This is a genomic window from Pseudomonadota bacterium (assembly GCA_016719885.1).
In the GTDB taxonomy this organism is placed as follows: domain Bacteria; phylum Pseudomonadota; class Gammaproteobacteria.
This window is the reverse complement of record JADJYF010000001.1, coordinates 57193-78846: the sequence shown is the minus strand read 5'-3', so window position 1 is coordinate 78846 and position 21654 is coordinate 57193. Positions and strand designations below refer to the sequence as shown.

The 21654-nt window shown below is 65.9% G+C and carries 21 protein-coding genes; 9 read left to right on the top strand and 12 right to left on the bottom strand.

Going from position 1 to position 21654, the window contains the following annotated elements; all coding sequences use genetic code 11:
• The first annotated feature begins 94 nt into the window (after positions 1-94).
• A complete protein-coding gene (locus IPM80_00385) occupies positions 95-913 on the top strand; it encodes a mechanosensitive ion channel (protein ID MBK8956901.1) in 819 nt (272 codons plus the stop codon).
• 9 nt (positions 914-922) lie between these two features.
• Here the strand turns inward: IPM80_00385 and IPM80_00380 are convergent, their stop codons facing one another.
• Both IPM80_00380 and IPM80_00375 read right to left on the bottom strand, forming a co-directional pair.
• Positions 923-1765 carry a FecR domain-containing protein gene (locus IPM80_00380; protein ID MBK8956900.1) on the bottom strand — a complete coding sequence of 281 codons (843 nt, stop codon included), beginning with the start codon at positions 1763-1765 and terminating at the stop codon, positions 923-925.
• A gap of 164 nt (positions 1766-1929) precedes the next feature.
• Complete coding sequence (locus tag IPM80_00375; GenBank protein ID MBK8956899.1) at positions 1930-2376, bottom strand: Hsp20/alpha crystallin family protein; 447 nt, start codon at positions 2374-2376, stop codon at positions 1930-1932.
• Positions 2377-2569: 193 nt separating this feature from the next.
• On the opposite strand from IPM80_00375, the gene IPM80_00370 reads away from it, so the two are divergent.
• On the top strand, positions 2570-3076 hold the full coding sequence (locus tag IPM80_00370; GenBank protein ID MBK8956898.1) for an Hsp20/alpha crystallin family protein: 507 nt from the start codon (positions 2570-2572) through the stop codon (positions 3074-3076).
• Between the two features lie 159 nt (positions 3077-3235).
• Positions 3236-3964 carry a class I SAM-dependent methyltransferase gene (locus IPM80_00365; protein MBK8956897.1) on the top strand — a complete coding sequence of 243 codons (729 nt, stop codon included), beginning with the start codon at positions 3236-3238 and terminating at the stop codon, positions 3962-3964.
• A 57-nt stretch (positions 3965-4021) separates the two neighbouring features.
• Here the strand turns inward: IPM80_00365 and htpX are convergent, their stop codons facing one another.
• From htpX to IPM80_00330, 7 genes are all read right to left on the bottom strand, one after another.
• Positions 4022-4870, bottom strand: a complete 849-nt coding sequence (gene htpX, locus IPM80_00360) for a protease HtpX (protein ID MBK8956896.1) — start codon at positions 4868-4870, stop codon at positions 4022-4024.
• Between the two features lie 63 nt (positions 4871-4933).
• On the bottom strand, positions 4934-6265 hold the full coding sequence (locus tag IPM80_00355; protein ID MBK8956895.1) for a HAMP domain-containing histidine kinase: 1332 nt from the start codon (positions 6263-6265) through the stop codon (positions 4934-4936).
• Positions 6249-6932, bottom strand: coding sequence for a response regulator transcription factor (locus tag IPM80_00350; protein MBK8956894.1), 684 nt, complete (start codon positions 6930-6932; stop codon positions 6249-6251). Before IPM80_00350 ends, IPM80_00355 begins: the two co-directional genes overlap by 17 nt.
• 77 nt (positions 6933-7009) lie before the next feature.
• A complete protein-coding gene (locus IPM80_00345) occupies positions 7010-7945 on the bottom strand; it encodes an AEC family transporter (protein ID MBK8956893.1) in 936 nt (311 codons plus the stop codon).
• Entirely contained in the window at positions 7942-8826 is an 885-nt protein-coding gene (locus tag IPM80_00340; GenBank protein MBK8956892.1) for an LLM class flavin-dependent oxidoreductase, read from the bottom strand. The genes IPM80_00345 and IPM80_00340 overlap by 4 nt, the downstream gene beginning before the upstream one ends.
• Positions 8827-8929: 103 nt before the next feature.
• Positions 8930-10159, bottom strand: coding sequence for an LLM class flavin-dependent oxidoreductase (locus IPM80_00335; protein MBK8956891.1), 1230 nt, complete (start codon positions 10157-10159; stop codon positions 8930-8932).
• A gap of 153 nt (positions 10160-10312) precedes the next feature.
• Entirely contained in the window at positions 10313-10705 is a 393-nt protein-coding gene (locus IPM80_00330; GenBank protein ID MBK8956890.1) for a RidA family protein, read from the bottom strand.
• A gap of 120 nt (positions 10706-10825) precedes the next feature.
• On the opposite strand from IPM80_00330, the gene IPM80_00325 reads away from it, so the two are divergent.
• Both IPM80_00325 and IPM80_00320 read left to right on the top strand, forming a co-directional pair.
• Positions 10826-11638 carry a CbbQ/NirQ/NorQ/GpvN family protein gene (locus tag IPM80_00325; GenBank protein MBK8956889.1) on the top strand — a complete coding sequence of 271 codons (813 nt, stop codon included), beginning with the start codon at positions 10826-10828 and terminating at the stop codon, positions 11636-11638.
• 10 nt (positions 11639-11648) lie between these two features.
• A complete protein-coding gene (locus IPM80_00320) occupies positions 11649-13790 on the top strand; it encodes a nitric oxide reductase activation protein (protein MBK8956888.1) in 2142 nt (713 codons plus the stop codon).
• Between the two features lie 34 nt (positions 13791-13824).
• Here IPM80_00320 and IPM80_00315 read toward each other — a convergent pair whose 3' ends face one another.
• Positions 13825-14034, bottom strand: a complete 210-nt coding sequence (locus IPM80_00315; protein MBK8956887.1) for a SlyX family protein — start codon at positions 14032-14034, stop codon at positions 13825-13827.
• A gap of 233 nt (positions 14035-14267) precedes the next feature.
• Between IPM80_00315 and IPM80_00310 the strand changes: the two genes are divergently transcribed.
• A complete protein-coding gene (locus tag IPM80_00310) occupies positions 14268-14951 on the top strand; it encodes an adenine nucleotide alpha hydrolase (protein ID MBK8956886.1) in 684 nt (227 codons plus the stop codon).
• Between the two features lie 30 nt (positions 14952-14981).
• Here IPM80_00310 and IPM80_00305 read toward each other — a convergent pair whose 3' ends face one another.
• A complete protein-coding gene (locus IPM80_00305) occupies positions 14982-15866 on the bottom strand; it encodes a fumarylacetoacetate hydrolase family protein (GenBank protein MBK8956885.1) in 885 nt (294 codons plus the stop codon).
• Positions 15867-16005: 139 nt separating this feature from the next.
• Here IPM80_00305 and IPM80_00300 point away from each other — a divergent pair, with 139 nt between their 5' ends.
• Together IPM80_00300 and IPM80_00295 are read left to right on the top strand one after the other, a co-directional pair.
• A complete protein-coding gene (locus IPM80_00300) occupies positions 16006-17568 on the top strand; it encodes a diguanylate cyclase (protein ID MBK8956884.1) in 1563 nt (520 codons plus the stop codon).
• The gene (locus IPM80_00295) at positions 17565-20288 is read left to right on the top strand and encodes a PAS domain-containing protein (protein MBK8956883.1); all 2724 of its coding nucleotides are present in this window, start codon (positions 17565-17567) and stop codon (positions 20286-20288) included. The genes IPM80_00300 and IPM80_00295 overlap by 4 nt, the downstream gene beginning before the upstream one ends.
• A gap of 17 nt (positions 20289-20305) precedes the next feature.
• Here IPM80_00295 and IPM80_00290 read toward each other — a convergent pair whose 3' ends face one another.
• Positions 20306-20743: a CBS domain-containing protein gene (locus IPM80_00290; GenBank protein MBK8956882.1), complete on the bottom strand. Its 438-nt coding sequence runs from the start codon at positions 20741-20743 to the stop codon at positions 20306-20308.
• A 128-nt stretch (positions 20744-20871) separates the two neighbouring features.
• Between IPM80_00290 and IPM80_00285 the strand changes: the two genes are divergently transcribed.
• Positions 20872-21654: an enoyl-CoA hydratase/isomerase family protein gene (locus IPM80_00285; protein MBK8956881.1), complete on the top strand. Its 783-nt coding sequence runs from the start codon at positions 20872-20874 to the stop codon at positions 21652-21654.

Here is a 21654-nt window from a genome sequence, read left to right as displayed (position 1 = left end):
GGATTTCCCTTACCCCATCGGTGTACCGGCGCCATGAATTTGCCTATGCTGGCCCGGCACCGTGGGGACGGCTGGTCGCAAGCTTGGGGGAAAGATGGCGCAGGAACTGGGAACCGTGCAGCAGGTGATCGTGCTGGTGACCAACTTCCTGGTCGCCTATGCCTTCCAGATCGCCGGCGCCATCATCATTCTCATCGCCGGCTTCGTGGTCGCCAACTGGGTGTCGCGCGCGCTGCTGCGCATTCAGGAGCGTCGCCATGTCGACGTCACCCTGCGCCAGTTCATCGCCAGCACCGCGCGCGTGCTGGTCATCGGCCTGTTCGTGATCATGGCGCTCGGCAAGCTCGGTATCAGCATCACACCTTTGATCGCGGCGCTGGGCGGTCTCGCGGTCGGCGCCAGCTTCGCCATCCAGGGCCCGGTGTCCAATTATGGCGCCGGCATGGTCGTGATCCTGACCCGCATGTTCAAGATCGGCGACACCATCAACGTGCAGGATTGCTCGGGGGTGGTGGCCGACATCAGCCTGTCGTCGACGCGCCTGGTGGCCGAGGACGGCGAGGACATCATCATCCCCAACAAGCACATCGTCGGCGAGGTGCTGCGCAACTCCTATGAAAAACGCCTGGTGGAAGGCCGCATCGGTATCGACCCGGAGGCCGACATCGCGGCCGCTTGCGCGGCAATCGAGACGGTGGTGCGCGAGCACACGCGCGATCTCGAGGCGCCGGCGCCGCTGATCGGCATCGAGGCCTTCGAAGACGACATGGTGGTGGTGGGCTACCGCTACTGGGCGCGCTCGCCGCGTTATTTCGAGACCTTGTACGCGGTCAACAACGCCATCCACGCGGCGCTCGAAGCCGCGCACATCCATCTCGCCTCGCGACGTCTGATCGCCGCCAGCGGGCACTGAACACACACCTCACTCGCGACTCACCCACGGCCGCGCGCCCGCCACGCCGCTGACCTGCACCGCCGCGGTGCGTGCGTCCGCTTCGCTGCTGTAGCCCTTGATGACGGCGCGCCACAGCGGGCCGACGGCCATCACTTCGGCGCCATGCCCGGCCGTGGCGAGTGCAGCCACCTGCGCCGCGGCGCGCGATGCATCCGTTTCCAATCTGAACATCAGGCGAAATGCGCCCTTGGCGTCGCGCTGACCGGCTGCTTCCTGCAGTTCGGTCTCCTGCGCCCAACGGGCGAGGTCGGCGTCCGCGACCGGCGCCAGCGGCAGCGCGGCCTGACCGTGCGGCGCCATGAACAGGGTGCGCGGCTCGCCGAGCACGCGCGTCTCGCCATCGTGCTCGATATCGATTTGTCCTTCGAGCAGCACCACGAAGTCGCGCCCGTCCTCGTGCTTGCCCCACACGTCGGTGCCGCGTATGCCGATGGTGGCGGCGCCGACATGCGCGCGAATGTCGCGCTTGCGTCCGACCACCGTGGTGGTGAAGCGGAATGCGCCGCGCACGACGTCGAGCACGCCCTTGAACACGCCATCGGCGGCCCGCGGCTCGACGAGCGCGGTCAAGGCCAGCGTCGCGTTCTCACCGAGCTTGACGGTGCTGCCTTCCGACAGGCTGAGGACCACGCGCGCACCCGCGCCGGTTTCGATGCGGTCCCGCGCGGCCAGGGCCCGGCCCGGCGACAAGGCGCTGCGCGCGCCGTCATGGATACGCCAGGCCGGCCCCTGCAGCGCCAGCACTTCGGCGGGCACAGCCAACGCCCGCGCCGCGGAGAGGCCAAGACACAGGAGCATGAATATACGCATGGGGTCTTCCTTGTCCCGCTACGGCGGGCGCGCGGTGCGCGGGCCCGGGCCGGCGGTAGACGCAGGTGAGTATCCTCCCGCGATGCGTCGGTTCGATAGCATCGGCACAAAAAAACGGGGCCCGCGGGCCCCGTGTTTCGAACCACCGGTGAAAGAGACCGCGCTCAGGCGCCGACCTTGATCTTCTTCGGCTGCACCTGGGCCTTCTTCGGAATCACCACTTCCAGCACGCCGTTGACGCTGCGTGCTTCGACGTTCTCTGCGTCGACGCTGTCGGGCAAGGCGAAACGCCGGTAGAAATTCCCGTACAGCCGCTCGACGCGGCGCGCACCGCCGGCGCGTTCTTCACTACGCTCCGAACGACGCTCACCGCTGATGGTCAGCACGCCGTTTTCCATGCTGACCTCGATGGCCTCGGGGTTGACGCCCGGCACGTCGGCGCTGATGACGTAGCGATCCTGTTCCTCGTGGATGTCCACCGCCGGCACCCAGTGGCTGACCGCCGACGTGGAGTTGTCTTCACTGTTGGTGAGCGCGCCGCCGAAGGCGCGATTCATTTCGTCCTGCAGGCGACGGATGGTGGAAAAGGGTTCGTAGATGGTGGTACGCATGATGGTGGCCTCCGGCTCGATTGCTTTGCTGAGGGCTAGATGGGTCGAGGCAAAAACATTTCAAGACACGCACGAGAATTTTTTTGACGGTCGCCGCCGCGCTTGAATTGCGCGCTCGCGGCCGCCATTTCCCCCGCATGTTCAAGCGGGGCCACACGCATGGGTGGTCTCGCACACCAACGGAGGAAACAGCATGAGCGGCATCGAAGAAATCAAGCGCGGGCTGTCCCGCGCGTGGGACAGCGTCGCCGAGGGTTGGCGAGAATTGACGCAACGCGCGAGCGAGGCCATCACCCGGTTCAACCCCGTGCATCGCAGCGACGAGCAGGATCTGGAGCAGCGCCAGCTGCTGGCGGCCAGTTCGCGCTGGGGCGTGCTGGCCGCCGAAGTGCGGCTCGAGGACGACGCGGTGAAGGTCAGTCTCGAAGTGCCGGGCATGGACCCCGACGACTTCCGCATCGACGTAGTCGACGACCTCCTGGTGGTGCGCGGCGAGAAGCGTATCGAGCGCCGTTCGGAGCGCGGCCAGTACCATGTGCTGGAGCGCGCCTACGGCAGTTTCGAACGCGCCATCGCGCTGCCGGTGGCGGTCGATGAAAACCAGGCCAGCGCCAACTACGAGCGCGGCGTGCTGCATCTCAGCCTGCCGCGCGCGGCCCACACCCGCGCACGCAAGATCCCGGTGCGCGGCGCCTCCTGAGCCTTGCATCGGTCCTCGCCGCCCGCCCGCGACGGGCGCCGTCGTCGGGCGGGCGCCGGCCAGGACCGCGCCCGGCCCGGCTTGCGGCGGCTTGGGCTAACATCGTGTTTTCGTGCCAGCCAGGGCTCCGCGATGCTTGCCTCCCACGCCGCCGCTTCCATGCAACTCATCCGCGATGACATCGAGCGCATCGCCAGTGATCGCGATATGTACGAGCAGCTGCTCAGTCTCGACGGCAAGCTGCTGGTCGAACTCGGCTGCGGCGCCGCCGCCAATACCCGGGCACTGGCCGGCGCCGGACACGGTCGCCGGGTGCTGGCCTACGAGGTCGACCGTATCCAGCACGAACTCAATCTCGCGGCCGCGCCGCTGGCCAACGTAAGCTTTCACTACGGTGGCGCCGAAGCCATCGATTGCGCCGACGCCAGCGTCGACGGCGTGATGATGTTCAAGTCACTGCACCATGTGCCGCTGGCGGTGATGCCTCGCGCGCTGCGCGAGATCCATCGCATCCTCAAGCCCGGCGGTTTCCTCTACGTGACCGAGCCGCTGTTTGCCGGCGACTTCAATCACATCCTGCGGCTGTTCCATGACGAACAGGGAGTCCGCGCAGCGGCATTCGCGGCGCTGGTAGCGGCGGTCGAGGACGGCCTGTTCGAACTCGGCGCCGAGGCGTTCTACCTCGCGCCCTCCAGTTTTCGCGACTTCGCCGACTTCGAGCAGCGCATCATCGGCGCCACCCACACCGCCCATCGCCTGACGCCGGAGGTGCACGCCGCGGTGCGCGAGCGCTTTGCCGCCCATTGCGGGGAGGATGGTGCGCGCTTCAGGAACCCGATGCGCGCCGATGTATTGGTGAAGCCCGGCGCACCCGCCGCCGGCGCATGAAAGCGAGGTGGGGCCGGCGCACGCAAGTGCGCGCCGAGCCCGTGCGCGACGCGCGGCTCAGGCCGCCGCGCGCAACGCGGCGATGCGCGCTTCGAGCGGCGGATGGGTGGCAAGCAGACTGCCGAGCCCGCCACTGATGCCGAAGGCGGCCATGCCTTCCGGCAGCGACGCGCCGTCCGCGCCGCGCTTCAGCCTTTCCAGCGCCGCGATCATGTTCGCGCGGCCCGCCAGGTGCGCGCCACCGGCGTCGGCGCGGAATTCGCGATAGCGGCTGAACCACATCACCACCAGCGCGGCCAGGAAACCCAGCACCGCCTGCGCGACGTAGTAACCGATGTAATAACCCATGCCACGCTGCTCGCGGCCGTCGTTACGATCGATGGCCGCCGCCAGCACATGGGCGAACACCATGACGAAGGTGTTCATCATGCCCTGCAACAGCGCCAGCGTCACCATGTCACCGTTGGCCACGTGGCTGATCTCGTGGCCGAGCACCGCTTCCACTTCCTCCTGCGTCATGTTGCGCAAAAGGCCGGTGGAGACCGCCACCAGCGCGGCGTCCTTGTTGGCACCGGTGGCGAAGGCGTTGGGCGTCGGTGAATCGAAGATCGCGACTTCCGGCATGCCGATGCCGGCGTCCGCGGCGAGGCGCGCCACGGTGTTCACCAGCCACTGCTCGCCGCCGGTGCGCGGCGTGTCGATGATTTGCGCGCCGACCGAGCGCGCCGCCATGCTCTTGGACAACAACAGCGACACCAGCGAGCCGCCCATGCCGAACACCGCGGCCATCACCAGGATGCCGCCGGTGCCGTGCCCCGGCTGGTTGAGCCCAAGCACGTTGAGCACCACGGACAACACCAACAACACGGCCGCGTTGGTGACGACAAATAGACCGATACGCATCATGGTGGTAAAGCCACTCCGAAAAATAATCAACAGGATGAGGGATGGGGTCGCGCGGGAAGGATTTCAAGCGCTCGCCGTGCGCGACGACGACGCCTTGACCACGCGCGCGGCCAGCAATCCGACCTCGACCATCGTGCCGCGTTCCGGTTCACTGGCGATGTCGAGTCGCCAGCCGAAGCGATCGCTGATGCGCTTGACCAGGGTGAGCCCGATGCCGTGGCCGCTGCCGCGCGCCTGGGATACACGGAAATAGGGCGTGAACAACCGCCCCAGGTTCTCCTTGCTCATGCCGATGCCGCTGTCGCGTATGGTCACGCGATGCGCATCGACAGCAATGATGATGACGCCGGCATCGGTATAGGCACAGGCGTTGCGCAACAGGTTGCCAAGCACGATGGCCAGCAGGCGCGGCGCGGCGTCGAGTTCAAGGTCGACGCTTTCATCGAAGCGGAATTCCAGGTGCTTGGCCTCGAAGATCATGCGGCAGCGCGCCAGCTCCTGGCGCAATACCTGGTTGACGCTCACCACCTCGGTGGCGAGCTGCCCCTCGTGTTCGCGCGCCAGCAACAGCAGCGCTTCGGTCAATTCGACCATGTCCTGGGCGGCGCCGCGGATCTTCTCGACCATCGCCCGCGCGCTGTCGTCCAGCGGCCGACCGAGCAGGTTGTCGGAGGCCATCAGGATCACGGTCAGCGGGCTGCGCAGTTCATGGCTGGCCTCGCGCGTGAAATTGCGCTCGCGCTCGATCAACTGGTCGACACGGCCCATCAGATGGGACAGCGCATGGGACAGGGTTTCGATTTCGGTATCGGCGCCGTGCGCCAGTTGCGTGGTGTCGAACGCCGCGCGATCGGGCGTTTCGACGTTGATGTCGCGCACCAGGCGCGCCAGGCGCACCACCGGCGACACCGCTTTGCGCGCCAGCCCATAGGCCACCCACGCCGAGGAATACAGCACCACCAGCATCAGCGCCAACGGCGCCACGCCGAACCATGTGGCGAGCTGCTGGATGTTGTTGGCGTCGAACACCAGGTACAGGCGCTTGCCGTCGACTTCGCTGACATGCACCACCGAATCGCCGACCGCGGTCTTGAGATCGTGGATGCCGAGCTTGAGGCTGCTGAACTCGGCCGGGATCTCGGCGGCGTTGGTGGTGAACAGGTAGCCGATCAGGGTATTGGTATTGGGCGCCGGGGTATCGGCGGTGATGCTGTAGCGCGACCAGAAATAATCGGCTTCGCGTTCCAGCGCCGACACGATCAGCATTTCCCGGATCGCGAACTCGGCAAGGTAGACACCGGCCACCGCGGTTGCGCTGATCAAGGCTATCTGCAACAGGAAGGCGCGCAGCAGCCGCGCATTCAGCCGCGGTCGCCGCTCATTCATCGGCGGCAAGACGGAAGCCCGCACTGTGCAAGGTATGGATGAGCGCGCGCGGGAAAGGCTTGTCGACCACCTTGCGCAGGTTGTACATGTGGCTGCGCAGCGCGTCGCTGTCGGGCGGAAGGTCGCCCCAGATCGCCCGTTCGATCACGCGTCGATCCACCACCGCCGGCGATTCCTGCATGAGCACCTTCAGGATCTTGAGCCCAATGGGCGTCAGCACCAGGTCCTGGCCCGCGCGACTGACCTTCATGCTGCGCGTGTCGAACGTGAGATCGGCGATGACCAGCACTTCGCCCTGCGCGCCGCCACGGCTGCGTCGCAACAGCGAGCGCAGTCGCGCCTCGAGTTCGGCCAGGTCGAAGGGCTTGACCAGGTAGTCGTCGGCGCCGCTGTCGAAGCCGGCCAGCTTGTCGGTCAGCGTGTCGCGCGCGGTCAGCATCAGCACCGGCGAGGCGAGGCGCGCTTCGCCGCGCAGACGCCGGCACAGCTCGAGGCCGTCCATGCCGGGCAGCATGATGTCCAGCACCACCACGTCGTAAGGATTGTCCATGCCGAGGCGCAGGGCGTCGCGACCGTCCGCCGCGTAATCGACGCTGCAGCCACGCGCCTCGAGATAGTCGAACACCAGCTCGGCGATATCGCGATGGTCTTCAACCAGCAGAATGGAGGCGTTGATGGGGTTGCTCACGAAGCGCGCAGGCAAGTGGTCGATGGCCAATCCTTATACACCGCGCCTGCCCGCACGCCAACGCGTCAGCCGTCCATGAACCACGCCAGGAGGATGGTCGAGATCACGGTCGAGGCGAGGGTGGAAACGACGATGGTCTTGGCCACCGTGTCCTGGCGGATATCGTACTGGCTGGCAAAAATGAAGGTGTTGATGCCAGCCGGCATGGCCGCCATCAGCACCGCGGTGGCCAGCCACAGCGGCGGTAGGGAGAGCGCGCTGCCCAGCCCCCACACCAGCAGCGGACACAGCAGGTTCTTCAGCACCACCAGCCACAACGCATCGCGCCAGCCGCCGCCGAAGCGATACTGCGCGAGACTGATGCCGAGCGCGACCAGCGCGCAGCCCGGCCCCGCCGTACCGACCAGTTCCAGCATGCGCGCCGCCACCGACGGCACGCCGAGTTCGGCGCGATTGACGACGAAGCCCGCCGCCAGGGCCAGGATCACCGGGTTGAGCGCCAGGCGAGCGGCGGCACGCAGGTAGACCAGCGGCTGTCCGACCCGCGCGTGGCCGTAGATCTCCAGCGCATAGGTGGCGAGCGGAAACAGCAAGGTGCTCTGGGTCGCCATCAGGATGAACATCGGCAGATGGCCGCGCTCGCCGAAAGCCGCATGCATGAGCGGAAAGCCGAGCAGCACGATATTGGCGTAACAGGCACTCATGCCGGCCATGCCGGCTTCGCGGCGGGACCAGCCCAGCCACCATTGCGCGCCGCGCAGGGCCAACCAGAACACCGCGAACGATGGCAGGTAGAACGCGGCGAGATAGGCCCACGGCACATGCTCCGGCAGTTCGGCGCCGGCCAGGCCGCGAAACAGCATGGCGGGGATGGCGAGATGGAACATGAAGCGCGTGAGGCCGGCGCCGGTGTCGCGCGTGAAGACGTTGGCGCGCGCCATGGCGAAGCCGAGCGCGACCGTGCCGAACACTGGCACCGCCACCGCCGTCACGGCGTTCATCGTGGCGGGCCGCGCTCGATTGCGGCCAGCGTGGCCGCGAAACTGCCGGGCGCTTCGTCCACCCACTCGCACCACCAGCTGGCGCCGGCGGCCGCGTAGGCCGCGACCGCGGCGCAGGCCGCGGCGTGCCCGAGGTTGCTGACGCGGCCGCTGGCGACGACCTCGAAGGGTGTGTTCGCAGCGCGCAGCGCGAGCACCTCGGCCTTGAGCTCGCCAAGCTCGTCGGGGCGCAGCCACCATTCGCGCCAGTCCAGCGCCGTCACCGGCGCGCCGTCGAGCACGCTCCGCGGCACCCGCACCGGGAAGATGCCGTCCCAGCGCGCCGCGCGACGCACGCCGGCGCGCGCCGGCAGGGACGCCGCCACCCACACTGGCATGCGTGGTTGCTGGGTGGCGCGCGGCGCCAGCTGCGCGTCGTGCAGCTGGTAGTGGCGACCATCGTGCGTGACGCGTTCACCGCGCACCAGGGCGTCGAATAGCGTGAGTCCTTCATCGAGCCGCGCGGCGCGCGTGCGCGCGCTGCCGTCCTCTCCGAAAGCCTCGAACTCGACGCCGGCCGGCTCACCGAGACCGGCGCCGAAGACCATGCGCCCGCCGCTCAGGCGGTCCAGCGTCGCCATTTCCTTGGCCACCTTCCACGGCCGCCGTCGCGCCAGCGGCGTGATCATGGCGCCGAGGCGAAGTCGCGAGGTGGCCTGCGCCAGCGCGCCCAGCATCACCGTGGCGTCGACGATGTCGATGCGGCCGTGCGGCTCGAGGGCCAGGTGGTCCCAGATGAAGAAGCCGTCGTAGCCGGCGCGCTCGGCGACCTGCGCGAGTTCGACCAGGCGCGCGGGTTCACCGTAGTCGTTGAAGGTTGGCGCGTAGATGGCGTATTGCATGGGCTGCTGTGCTCGTACTTTGCGCGGATTCTCGAAACGCGGACACAAAAAACCCGGCGAGGGCGAAACGCCCGCGCCGGGTGGCAAGGGAAATGCGGTCGTCTCAGCCGGCGTTGGCCGCCACGCGCGAGAGGTTGGACGGCTTGATCTTGTCGGTGAAGTTCGGCCACACCTTCTCGGTCAAGAGCTCGAGGCTGCGCATGCACTGCTTGTGCGGCATGTGGTTGTAGATGAACATCCAGAAGTAATCGACCGGCAGCGCCTTCAGCAGCACTTCGAGCTTGCGGTTGACGGTGTCCGGGCTGCCCCAGATCACGAGGCCGCGATCGGACAACGACTCGAAGTTGGCCGGCAGATCGAACGGCCCTTCACCGGGCCCGGCGATGGCGGCATTGAAGCCGAAGGGCACGAAGAAGTTGTTCCAGATGAAGCTGCCGGCTTCGCGCGCGATGGCCTCGGCCTCGGCGTCGGTGTCGGCCACGATCACTTCGCGGCTCATGGCCATGCCCTGGCCGAACTTGTAGTTCTTGCCGACCGCGTTGGCCGCTTCCATGCCGGCGCGGAAGTGCTCTTTGACGACGTCGTGGTGGGTCATGATGGTGACCGGCACGATGCCGCGCTCCATGCCCCAACGAATCGAGCGCTCGGAGGTCGCGAACGGCATGAACAAGTCGGGAATCTGCTTGTTGTAGGTCGGTGGCGCGATGCCGATCTCTTCGATGTAACCGTCCTTGTTGCAGCCACGGCCGTAGTTCCACGCGACTTCGGCGGCGGCCCACTTGATGTCCTTGGTCGGCACCTGCCAGTGCTTGCCCTGGAAACTGAAGGTGTCGTTCTGCCAAGCCTTCATGATGAGGTCGAAATTCTCTTCGAACAGCGAACGCTTGAGCTCTTCGTAGTCTTCGCCGCCGGCCGGCTCGGCGAGGCCGACCTGCTGACCGAGCACGTTCACCCAGCGTGGCTGGTAACCGCGTGCGAAGCCGGCGAACACGCGGCCGCCCAACATCTGCGACACCATCGCGATGTTCTCCGCCAGGTTGACGGGATTTTGCGAAGGCAGCACGTTGCCGAGCTGGCCGAACTTCATGTTGCGGGTCTGCATGCCGAAGTACAGGTCGAGGATGACCGGGTTGGTCGACACCTCCTCGCCTTCGATATGGAAATGGTGCTCGGTGAAACCGGTACCGTAGTAGCCGTGCTGGTCCATGTACTGCACGTGCTCGGTGATTTCCTTGAGCATCATCTGGTACAGGTCGGTGCGCTTGCCGGCCATACCCTGTTTGATATCCGAAACACGCCCGACCGACGGCAGATAAAATGCACCGACTTCCATAAGATTTCTCCCCACGTGATAAAGAGCACGATGACCGCGGCGCCATTGGCGTTGGGCGCGGTTGCGGACGCGTCTGAGGTTACTACGCGTGGCGGCGAGGCGTCCACCGGCCGCCCCGCGCGTGGCGCGGCGGCCTGGGACGCCCGCTCGAGATCATGCCGGCGCGGCGGCGATGGCCTCGATTTCGTAGCGCCACTCGGGCTTCAAGAGGCCCTTGATGAGGATAGCCGTGGACGCCGGTCGCGCCTCGCCGAGGTGCTTGGCACGGGCCGCGGCGAAGGCCCCGTAGTCGTCCGCGTCGACCAGGTAAGCGGTTATTTTGACGATGTTTTGCGCGCTCATGCCGGCGCCCTGCACGCACGCCATGACATTCATCCAGGCCTGCTCGGCCTGGCCTTCCAGGGTGTCGGGCAGGCTGCCGTCCTGGCGCATGCCGACCTGCCCGGCGATGTACAGGATGCGCGCGTTCGGCGGTATCACCACCGCATGGTGGTAGGCGTTGTTGAACGGCGTGACGATGGTCGCGGGATTGAATTTTTCGAGCATGAGCGGGATCTCCAAGGTACTTGGCTGCGACGCGCGCTCGTGCGCCGCGCGGCGGCCTTCTAGTGGGCGCGGGATCAGTTGGTTATAGTGTCGGCGAATTCAGTTGCAGCGCAATCCATCATGTCCACCACCGCCATCCGTACCGCGCACAATCTCGTGACGCGTGAACCCTATTACCAGCCCATCGGCAACGAGATAGCGGTGTTCGCCGCCGCCTACCACAACCAGCTGCCGGTGCTGCTCAAAGGCCCGACCGGCTGCGGCAAGACCCGCTTCATCGAGTACATGGCCTGGTATCTGAAGCGACCGATGGTGACGGTGGCCTGCCATGACGATCTGACCGCCTCGGATCTCATCGGTCGTTACCTGGTGAAGGGCGGTGAGACGGTATGGGTCGACGGCCCGCTGACCGGCGCGGTGCGTCACGGCAGTATCTGCTACCTCGACGAAGTGGTGGAAGCGCGCAAGGACACCTCGGTCGTCATCCATCCGCTGTGCGACGACCGTCGCCTGCTGCCGATAGAAAAGCTCGGCGAGGTGCTGGCCGCGCCGCCGGAGTTCTGCCTCGCGATCTCCTACAACCCCGGCTACCAGAGCGTGTTGAAGGACTTGAAGCAGAGCACCCGTCAGCGCTTCGTGGCGCTCGAGTTCAATTATCCGAATGCCGAACTCGAACAGACCATCATCGAAAAGGAATCGGGCATCGATGCTGCGATTGCCCGCCAGTTGGTCAAGTTCGGCCACATGACCCGCAATCTCAAGGGCAGCGGCCTCGACGAAGGCGCCAGCACGCGCCTGTTGGTCAACGCCGGCAAGCTCATGGCCAGCGACGTGGCGCCGGTGGTGGCCACCGACGCGGCCATCGCCCAGGCCCTGACCGACGACGACGACATGCTGAAGGCGATACACGAACTCAGCCGTTCGATCTTCTGAACGGCAGCCCATGAGTGACGAATCGCGCCAGAACATCCTCAACCGCCTGCGTATCCAGAAGGACCTGGAGAAATTCACCGCAGGCGCGCTTGCCCGTCATCCCAATCTCGAGGAATTGATCGCCGCCATCGCCGCGCTGGAGCGCGACGAGCAGGATCAGATCTACCGCAGCGCCGAACTGGTGGCGCGCTCCAACAACGAGCTCGCCGCGCAGTTCATCGCCAAGGCGCCGGCGGCGTTCTACGCCATGGGCGGCGACGGCGTGCAGGAATGGCTGGACGGCGCCATCGAAGTGTTCGATCACCGGGGCCTCGGCTTCGCCGTCGATTTCCTCGAGGACATCGACTCCTTCGCCGAGGCTTATGCCGGCCGCCACGCGCAATGCGCTTTCGACCAGGCGAGCGTGTTCCTGCGCCATTTCGTGCGCGGTCTCGGCGGGCGTGAACTGCGCATCGCCACCGACGACGACACCTACACCGATACCGAAGGCCTGTATCTGCCGGCCAGCTTCAACGTCTTTCCCGACGCCGAGCAGAACTTCACGCTGTACAAGCTGACGGCCGTGCACCTGTGGGCGCAGACCTGGTACGGCACCTGGCGCTACCAGGTGCTGGAAAAGCTCATGCGCCATTTCGACACCGACAAGGTGTTGCCGATTTTCAATCGCCTGGAATGCATCCGGCTGGACGCGTGCCTGGCCCGCGAGCTGCCGGGCGTGGCGCGCGAGATGGCGGTGTTCGGCTGTCACGACGAAGATGAAGAACAACTGTGGGCGCAGTGGCGCGAAGCGGCGCCGCTGCTGGCCGGCGCCGGCGCCACGGCCGAGGATTCCCTGGCCCTGATCCCGACCCTGCTCGGCACGCCGCTGCCGCCGCTCAAGCTCTACCAGGGCGAGATGTTCGCCGGCAAGGTGCGCCAGGCGATGTTCGCGCGCATCGAGCGCGAGAAGTCGGCCTTCCAGCGCGCCATGGAAGACATGCGCAATGAAGGCGACGGCCCGGAAGGCACCGGCGCCGACGCCGCGCAGAAACAGCTGGTCGAAATGCAGCCGACCGACAACGAGGACGGCTCGGAGGCCAACCTCAGCATGCAGGTCAGCATCGACGGCAAGCTGCAGCAGTTGCCCGAGCATCTCAAGGACCTGGTCGGTTCGATATTGCAGGATTTCGGCGAGATCCCCGACCAGCACATGGAGCGCATGGATCTCGGCGAATACAGCGACGACCTGCTGCCGCAGAATGGCGACAACGACGTCGACGGCAATGCCGACCTGTCCGCCGAAGGCACCTTCAGCTACCGCGAGTGGGACTGCGTGCGCAATCGTTTCCGCGAGGGCTTCTGCACCCTGCGCGAGCTGACCGTGCCGCCCGGCGACGAGCGCTTCGTCGAGGAGACGCTGGAAAAACACCGCGGCCTCATGAAGTCGATCAAGAAGACCTTCGAGGCGGTGCTCGGCGAATCGAAGCTGCAGCGCCGCCAGTCCGACGGCGACGACATCGATCTGGACGCCGTCATCGAAGCCTATGCCGACGTCGTCAATGGCCGCGAGATGAGCGAGTACCTCTACACCCGCTACCGCAACCAGGAACGCAACATCGCCGTGATGTTCATGGTCGACATGAGCGGCTCGACATTGGGCTGGGTGAACGACGCCGAACGCGAGTCACTGGTGCTGTTGTGCGAAGCGCTGGAACTGCTCGGCGACCGCTATGCTATTTATGGATTCTCGGGGCGCACCAACAAGCGCTGCGAGGTATACAAGATCAAGGAATTCGACGAGTCCTACAATCTCGAGGTGCGCCAGCGCATCAGCGGCATCCGGCCCAAGGCCTACACGCGCATGGGCGTCGCCATCCGCCATCTGGGCCACCTGCTGCACGAGACGCGCGCACGCACCAAGCTCTTGATCACCTTGTCCGACGGCCGGCCCGAGGATTACGGCGGCTACAAGGGCAAGTACGGCATCGAGGACACCCGTCACGCGCTGCTGGAGACGCGCCAGGGCGGCATCCATTCGTTCTGCATCACCATCGACAACGAGGCCCAGGAATACCTGCCGCACATGTATGGCCCGGCCAATTACGCGGTCATCGATGAAGTGCAGAAGTTGCCCTACAAGGTGGCGGACATCTATCGACGCCTGACGACCTGAGGCGCCCGTCACCCTCACCTGCCCCGAGTGGCACTCAATAATGCGGCGGCCGCTCATCCAGCGGATTGCCGCTGTCCTGCTGCTCGGAGCGCCACGCTTCCAGTTGCCGCTGCCAGGCCGACAGCTGCGTGCGCAAGGCGTCGATTTCGCGCTGCTGACGATAGACGATGTCGCTCAGCTCCTGGTTGGCGCTTTCGAGATAGGCAATCTTCAGCTCGATGCGTTCGAGCGCGGTGTCGCTCATGGCTGTTACTCGCGGTGGTCGTTGTCGAAGTGTAACGCCGACACGCAAGGGTATCCGGCGTATCGTACCCACGACCTCCAATGTCAGACTGAAGTCTGACCCACAGGAAGGAGAGCATTATTGTGGGTCAGACTTCAGTCTGACATTCGGCCAGCCGTGGGAGGCCGTCGCTCGTACCCATGCGCGAATGAATACGCACCTGCTGCAGCCACAACAATTCGGAGACACCTTTGATGACCCAACGAGTGCTCCTGTCCTGGAGCTCCGGCAAGGACAGCGCCTGGGCCCTCCATCTTCTACGTCAGCAGCCGGGCCTCGAGGTCGTCGGCCTGCTGACCACGTTCAACCAGTCCGCCGACCGCGTGGCCATGCATGCCGTCCGCCACGCGCTGGTCGAAGCGCAGGCGGCGGCCAGCGAGCTGCCGCTATGGCCGGTAGACCTGCCGTATCCCTGCAGCAACGAGCAGTATGCCGCCATCATGGCGGGCGTGATCGCGAAAGCACGCGCGGCCGGCATCACCCACATGGCGTTCGGCGACCTGTTCCTCGAGGACATCCGTGCCTACCGCGAAACGCAGCTCAAAGGGACCGGCATCGCGCCGCTGTTTCCACTGTGGGGTCGCCGCGAAGACACGCCGGCGCAGGCGCGCGAAATGCTGGCCGGCGGCCTGCGCGCGGTGTTGACCTGCGTCGACCCGGCGCAACTGCCGGCGCATTTCTGCGGCCGCGAATTCGATGCACGCCTGCTCGAAGAGCTGCCCGCCGCGGTCGATGCCTGCGGCGAAAACGGCGAGTTCCACACCTTCTGCCATGCCGGGCCGATGTTCACGCGGAACCTGCCGATCACGGTCGGCGAGCGGCTCGAGCGCGATGGATTCTGCTTTACCGACCTGACGGCGCGCGACGCCGCCGCCTGAGCGCGCCTCTCGGCGCGCAGCAACGTCTATTCATTTGCGGCGGTTTTCGACCGTGTTTTCCAGCACGCCGATGGGCGGGATCTCGATACGCACGGTGTCGCCGGCCTTGAGAAAGCGCGGCGGGTCGAAGCCCGCGCCAACGCCGGCCGGCGTGCCGGTGGCGATCACGTCCCCCGGATAGAGGGTGATGCCGGCCGAGATGGTCGCAATCAGCTCCGGCACCGAGAACATCATGAGGCGGGTATTGCCGTCCTGGCGCAGTTCGTCGTTGACCCACAGCCGAATCGGCGTGTCGGCCAGATCGAGCAGGTCACGCGTGACGGCTATCGGTCCCATCGGGCAGAAACTGTCCTGGGATTTTCCGAGCAGCCATTGCTTGTGCGCCTTCTGCACGTCACGCGCGGTGACGTCGTTGATGATGGTGTAACCCCACACGTGATCCATCGCGTCGCCGACGCTGATGGCGCGGCCCTTGCGGCCGATGATGACGGCCAGTTCGGCCTCGTAATCGAGCTGCTGGGTGACGCGCTTGTCGTGCACGATGGAAGCGCCGGGGCCTATCACGCAGTCGGGAAACTTGGAGAACACGATGGGCGCTTCGGGCGGCGCGGCGCCCCCGCCGGTGGTGTCGAAACCGCGCTCGGCGATCTCGCGGACGTGCTCGTGGTAGTTCTTGCCGATGCAGATGATGTTGCGACGTGGGCGCGGGATTGGCGCCAGCAGTTCAACCGAGCCGATGCGATGGGGATGGTCGACCGAGCGCAAGGGCAGCAATGCCTGGTCGGCCTCGAGTACCGCGAGCAGGCCTTTCTCGGCCCGCGCCGGCGGCAGATCGAACGGTGTGATGGACGAGCCGTCCTGGGACAACACACCGATTTCGATGCGTTGCAGCGTGCGATAGGTGGCGATACGCATGTCGGCCTGCCAACGGTCCTCGTGCCCGTCGCGACGGCGCCGCGCGGTGCTTGGAGACTAGGGAGCGCCCCAGTCACTGTCAAGCCGACACGGCGCGCGCTTAAAGCTGTCATCAATCGTGGCCGATATGCCCCGTCATATGGCCACAGTCGAAAAAAACCGGTCCGACGACTGGAAAGACAAGTACTTCAAAGCGCTCAACGAGCTTGATGATCAAGAGCGTCTGCGCGCCGAGAAAGTCACGCGTGTAAGCCGCGATCTGCTCACGGTGCTGCAGCACTTCCGCGGCAGCGGCGCGGCCTTCGACAAGGACCTGGCCGAACTGCAGAAGACCGACAAGCTCGCCGACGACATCCAGCAGTCACGCTTGCGCAGCCTGGTGTCGACACTCGCGCGCATGGAACCGCCGGCCGTCGGCGCGGCGCCGGCGCCGAGCGCCAAGCCGAGCCTGGTCGCTGTGTCGGCACCCTTGCCGCTGGACAGCGCGGCGCCGCTGCGCGAACTGGTCGGACTGCTCAAGGTGCCGAATCGCCTGCGCCCGGTCATCGACGATCTCAGCCGCCGTCTCGGCGCCAGCGCCGATGCCGACCTGCCCCTGATCGGCGCCATCGCCGAACAACTGTCGGTGATCCTCGGCGAAGCCGGCGAGGACCGCACGCTCGCGGCGCGCGACGTGCTGCAGGCCCTGATCGACCATTTGTCCTTGCCGAGCGCGGCACAGGCGCGGCTCGGCGCCATCACGCCGCAGTTGCAGAAGGCCGTCGACTCGGCGGCCGTCAAAGCCATTGCCAAGGAGCTCGCCGACTTCGTGGTCGATTACGTGGCAGGCCTGCATACCGAAGTCTCCGGCCTCAATACCTTCCTGATGGTCATCAAGGCCCGCCTCGGCGAGGTCTCGGGCTTCGTCGACCTCGAGAAGAGCGAACGCAAGGTGGCGAGCAGCGCGCGCGACGATCTGAACAAGTCGGTGCAGCAGAGCCTCGACACCATGCGCGGTCGGGTCAATACGACGGACGATCTGAAACAGCTGAAAGACGACATCCAGCGCCAGATTGGCATCATCGACGGCAACCTCAATGCCTTCATGAAATCCGAGGGCGCGCGTTCCGAGCGCGTCGACGAACAACATGGCACGCTCGCCAAGCAGCTCGAAGAGCTGGGCCGCGAGACCGACCGCTTGCGCAAGCAACTGGTCGAAGCACAGGACCAGGCCTTGCACGACACGCTTACCGGCCTGCCCAATCGTCTCGCCTACAACGAGCGCATGAACATGGAGTACGCGCGCTGGGAGCGCAGCGGCCAGCACCTGTCGCTGGTGGTGCTGGACATCGATCGCTTCAAGAGCATCAACGACACTTTCGGCCACCAGGCCGGCGACCGCGTGCTGAAATACCTGGCGCGCGAGCTGTCGAGCCAGATCCGCGCCCAGGACTTCTTCGGTCGCTACGGTGGCGAGGAGTTCGTGCTCATCCTGCCCGACACCCATCGCGGCGGCGCGCTCAAGCTGGCCGACAACCTGCGCCGTCACATCGAGGCCTGCCGCTTCAAGTTCAAGGACCAACCGGTGGCGGTGACGATCTCGTGTGGCATCGCCGAGTTCGCGCCCAAGGAAGCGCCGGCACACGCCTTCGATCGCGCCGACGCCTGCCTGTATGCGGCCAAGAACAATGGCCGTAACCGCTGCGAGGTGTCGGCGGGATGAGCAATCCCGCGTCGCGCTTGCGCCGCACGCCCAAGCCGCTCGACGCACTGCCGATGCCGGCCTGGCAGGTTACGCCCGACGGACGCGGCGACGATTTCAACCTGGCCTTGTGCCATTTCATGGGTCGCGACCCGAGCAGCCTGACCGATCAAGACTGGCGCGAGGCCTTGCATCCCCAGGACCGCGAGCACTGGTTGGCGCGGGTACGCGAAGCCTGTCATAGCGGCGCCCATGTCGACTTGCGTCTGCGCCATGTCGACGGCGACTACCACTGGCTGCGGGTCATGGTCGGCAATGGCGAGCACGCGCGGCTGACCCTGTGCGCGACGGACATCACCGACCGCGTCGAGGCCGAGCATCAAGCCAGCCACGAACTCGCGCTGCAGCGCCAGATCTTCGACCAGATCCCGGCCTTCATCGTCGTCAAGGATGCCGACAACAACGTGTTGCGCTGTAACCGGCGCGCCAACGCCTATTTCCGCGGCTCGGAGACGAGCATGGAAGGCCACAACACCTACGCGCTGTTTCCCGAGGAGGTCGCGCAGGCCTGGCACCGCCAGGACCGCGCGGTGATCGCCAGCGGCGAGCCCATGCTGGGGCTGGTCGAGGAATTGAACGTGCAGGGGGTGAACCGCTGGCACCGCATGGACAAGGTGCCGTTCAAGCGCGCCGGCGACGGCGCCACCCTGTGCCTGGTGCTGGGCGTCGAGATCAGCGACACCAAGATGCTCGAGCATCGTCTGCGCGAACAGATCGAGGACGGCGATGCGCTGGTGCGCGTTCTGCGTCAGCGCGAGTACGAGCAGAATCTCATCCTCGACAACATCCCGGTCCTGATCCTGTACAAGGACACCGACAACCGCATCCTGCGCTGCAATCGCTACGCCGCCGATGTGCTCGGCACCACGCAGTCGGAAATCGAAGGGCGGCACGCCAGCATGTCGCTGCCACGCGAAGCCGCGGCGCTGTACCTGCACGATCTGGACGTCATGCGCTCACACCAGCCGCTCACCAATGTCATCGAATCGGTGACCACGCGACGCGGCGAACAACGCTGGCTGCGGCTGCACCACCTGCCCTGTTTCGACGCCACCGGCGCGCTGACCCGCATCATGGTGGTCGGCGAGGACATCACCCATGCCCGCCATTTCGAGTCCGAACTGCAAAGGCGCGTACAGCAGGCCGAAGCGCTGGTGACCGAACTCGAGAAGCGCAACGCCGAACAGCATCTCATCCTCGACCGCGTTCCGGCGCGCATCGTCTACAAGGACACCCATAACCGCGTGCTGCGCGCCAGCCGCTTCGCCGCCGAGTCCATCGGCCTCACGCTCGAGCAGTTCGAAGGCCGGAACCTCGAAGACATATACGGCGAGCGCGGCAAGCGCTTTTACGAAGACGACCTGACGGTCATACGCACCCGCCAGCCGCTGCTCGGGCTGCTGGAACAGCACGTCGTACCGGGCCACGGCGAACGCTGGGTGCGCACCGGTAAATTCCCGCTGTTCGACGAGGCCGGCGAAGTGAACGGCATCATCGTGTTGTCGCACGACATCACCGCCGAGAAGCAGGCCGAGGACGAACTGCTCCGCCAACGCACCGAGCTGCAGCTGATCCTCGACCACTCGCCGGCCGCGATCGTGACGCGCGACGGCGACGGCAACTTCCTGCGCGTCAATCGCACCTGCGCAACGCGCATGGGTTTGCCGCCCGAACAGATCGTCGGGCGCAATCTACGCGACCTGCTCGGCGACGCCGCCGAGGAACTCATCGCCGAGAGTCGCGAAGTGATGCTGAGCGGGCGCAGTCTGCGCAAATGGAACGTGCAGTACTCGCATCTTTCCGACAACTCGTTCTGGCACTCGGAAGTGGTGCCGTTCTACGACGAGCGCGGCGTGCCCGCCGGCGTGATGGTCATGAGCCACGACATGACCGAACAGAAGCTCGTCGAAGATGCCTTGCGTCGCCAGAAGGAAGAGATGGCCATCGTGCTCGACCACGTGCCGAGCATGATCATCGTCAAGGATGCGGAGAACAACCTGCTGCGCGTCAACCGCGCGGTGGCCGAGCGTATCGGGCGCCGCGCCGAGGAATTGATTGGCACCTCGTCCGACGAGGTGTTCCCCGATCCCGAGGGGCGCTTCTGGCAGGAAGACCTCAACGTGATGCGCAGCCGGCGGCCGCGTTTCGATCTCAAGTGCCAGGTGGCTATCGCCGGCGGCGCACCGGTGTGGCTGCGCTATCACAAGGTGCCGTACTTCGACGCCGGCGGGCAGGCGGTGGGCGTGATCGTGATTGCCGAGGACATCAGCGCCGACATCGCCGCCCAGCAGGCGCTCGAAGAGGCGCTCAGCCAGGCGCGTCATCACGAGCATGAATTGCGCACCCTCTTCGACGAACTGCCGATCTGCGTGGTGTTCAAGGATTGCGACAACCACATACTGCGCGCCAACCGCCTGGCCGCCGAGTTCTTCCGCGTATCGCAGGCCGAACTGGTCGGGCGCAGTGTCAGCGAGCTGGTGCTGGGCGAGGAAATCGACTACCGCATCACCGACGAAGAGGTGCTACGCACCGGCGTGCCGATGTTGAACCACGTTCATGGCCTGCCGCTTGCCGACGGGCGCCGCGCACGGGTGCGTTCGCACAAGATGCGCTATCACGACGCCGACGGCAAAGTGCTCGGTCTTTTGATCGCGTTCCAGGAACTGGACGCCGCGGCCTGAGACCGCCGCTCGCGCGCTCAGGCCATGGTGCCGGCGATGTAATGCGTCATCTGTTCGATGACGAATTCCTGTTCCGCGATGATGGACTTGACCAGGTCGCCGATGGAGATGATGCCCAGCACCCGCCCCTGTTCCAGCACCCGCAGGTGCCGCACCTTGTGCGCCGTCATCAACGCCATGCATTCGTGCACGGTGTGACGGGGTGACACCGAGAGCACCTGGCGCGACATGATGTCGGTCACCGGCGTGTAGCGCGAGGCGCGCCCTTCGAGCGCAATCTTGCGCGCGTAGTCGCGTTCGCTGAGGATGCCGACCACCGATTCGCCGTCGAGTATCAGCAAGGCGCCGATGTCCTTGTGCGCCATCACGCGCAGGGCCTCGAACACCGTCGAGTCCACCTGCACCGACCATACCTGCCGCCCCTTGCCATCCAACAACTGGCCCACCGTCAGCATAGTCACCTCCCCGCCCTTGATGGCTGCTTGGTATCATCAACTCTAGTACACGCACGGCGGAGCGCCACCTGCCACGCCGGCCGCGCGGCGGGCGCGCCCGCCAGCCGCATTCTTTGGGGAGATCTCGCATGAATGACGTGGTTAAGAGCGACCGCGATGGCGCGGTGCTGCGCATCACCATCAATCGACCGGAGCGGCGCAATGCCCTGAACGAAGAGGTGTGCGCCGGCATCGCGGCGGCCATCGACGAGGCCGAGGCCAGCCCCGGCGTGCGGGTGGTGGTGCTGACCGGCAGCGGCGACAAGGTGTTCTGCGCGGGCGGCGATCTCAAGCCCGGCGCCGACGGCACGCCCTTCGTCATCGACCCGGCCAATCCGCGGCACTACGTCATCCAGTTGTTCCGCCGTCTCGAGCGCTGCGGCCTGCCGGTCATCGCGCGCGTCAACGGCCATGCCCTGGCCGGCGGGCTGGGCCTGGTGTGCGCCTGCGACATGGCCATCAGCACCGATGCCGCGCAGTTCGGCGTGCCGGAATCACGCCTGGGGCTGTTTCCGATGATGATCCTGTCCTACATGATGCGCATCATTCCGCGGCGCAAGCTGTATGAAATCGCCACCACCGGCGAGTCGTTCTCGGCCGCCGAGGCGCTGGCCATGGACATCGTCAACTACGTGGTGCCGGCCGCCGAACTCGACGCCAAGCTCGACTGGTTGATTTCGCGCATCGCCGACAAGTCGCCGACCGCCATCAAGCTCGGCAAGCAGGCATTCCGCGCCATCGAGGACATGCCGCTCGACAAGGCCTTCGAATACACCCAGCTCATGCTGCCGATCATGGCCATGACCGAAGACGCCCGCGAGGGCTTCGCCGCCTTCAACGAGAAGCGCGCGCCGCAATGGCCGGGCAAATGA

Excerpts from the sequence above, each read along its gene's own strand:
- IPM80_00385 (MBK8956901.1), top strand. The coding sequence starts at position 95 with ATGGCGCAGGAACTGGGAACCGTGCAGCAGGTGATCGTGCTGGTGACC.
- IPM80_00380 (MBK8956900.1), bottom strand. The coding sequence starts at position 1,765 with ATGCGTATATTCATGCTCCTGTGTCTTGGCCTCTCCGCGGCGCGGGCG.
- IPM80_00375 (MBK8956899.1), bottom strand. The coding sequence starts at position 2,376 with ATGCGTACCACCATCTACGAACCCTTTTCCACCATCCGTCGCCTGCAG.
- IPM80_00370 (MBK8956898.1), top strand. The coding sequence starts at position 2,570 with ATGAGCGGCATCGAAGAAATCAAGCGCGGGCTGTCCCGCGCGTGGGAC.
- IPM80_00365 (MBK8956897.1), top strand. The coding sequence starts at position 3,236 with ATGCAACTCATCCGCGATGACATCGAGCGCATCGCCAGTGATCGCGAT.
- htpX (MBK8956896.1), bottom strand. The coding sequence starts at position 4,870 with ATGATGCGTATCGGTCTATTTGTCGTCACCAACGCGGCCGTGTTGTTG.
- IPM80_00345 (MBK8956893.1), bottom strand. The coding sequence starts at position 7,945 with ATGAACGCCGTGACGGCGGTGGCGGTGCCAGTGTTCGGCACGGTCGCG.
- IPM80_00340 (MBK8956892.1), bottom strand. The coding sequence starts at position 8,826 with ATGCAATACGCCATCTACGCGCCAACCTTCAACGACTACGGTGAACCC.
- IPM80_00335 (MBK8956891.1), bottom strand. The coding sequence starts at position 10,159 with ATGGAAGTCGGTGCATTTTATCTGCCGTCGGTCGGGCGTGTTTCGGAT.
- IPM80_00330 (MBK8956890.1), bottom strand. The coding sequence starts at position 10,705 with ATGCTCGAAAAATTCAATCCCGCGACCATCGTCACGCCGTTCAACAAC.
- IPM80_00325 (MBK8956889.1), top strand. The coding sequence starts at position 10,826 with ATGTCCACCACCGCCATCCGTACCGCGCACAATCTCGTGACGCGTGAA.
- IPM80_00320 (MBK8956888.1), top strand. The coding sequence starts at position 11,649 with ATGAGTGACGAATCGCGCCAGAACATCCTCAACCGCCTGCGTATCCAG.
- IPM80_00315 (MBK8956887.1), bottom strand. The coding sequence starts at position 14,034 with ATGAGCGACACCGCGCTCGAACGCATCGAGCTGAAGATTGCCTATCTC.
- IPM80_00310 (MBK8956886.1), top strand. The coding sequence starts at position 14,268 with ATGACCCAACGAGTGCTCCTGTCCTGGAGCTCCGGCAAGGACAGCGCC.
- IPM80_00305 (MBK8956885.1), bottom strand. The coding sequence starts at position 15,866 with ATGCGTATCGCCACCTATCGCACGCTGCAACGCATCGAAATCGGTGTG.
- IPM80_00300 (MBK8956884.1), top strand. The coding sequence starts at position 16,006 with ATGGCCACAGTCGAAAAAAACCGGTCCGACGACTGGAAAGACAAGTAC.
- IPM80_00295 (MBK8956883.1), top strand. The coding sequence starts at position 17,565 with ATGAGCAATCCCGCGTCGCGCTTGCGCCGCACGCCCAAGCCGCTCGAC.
- IPM80_00290 (MBK8956882.1), bottom strand. The coding sequence starts at position 20,743 with ATGCTGACGGTGGGCCAGTTGTTGGATGGCAAGGGGCGGCAGGTATGG.
- IPM80_00285 (MBK8956881.1), top strand. The coding sequence starts at position 20,872 with ATGAATGACGTGGTTAAGAGCGACCGCGATGGCGCGGTGCTGCGCATC.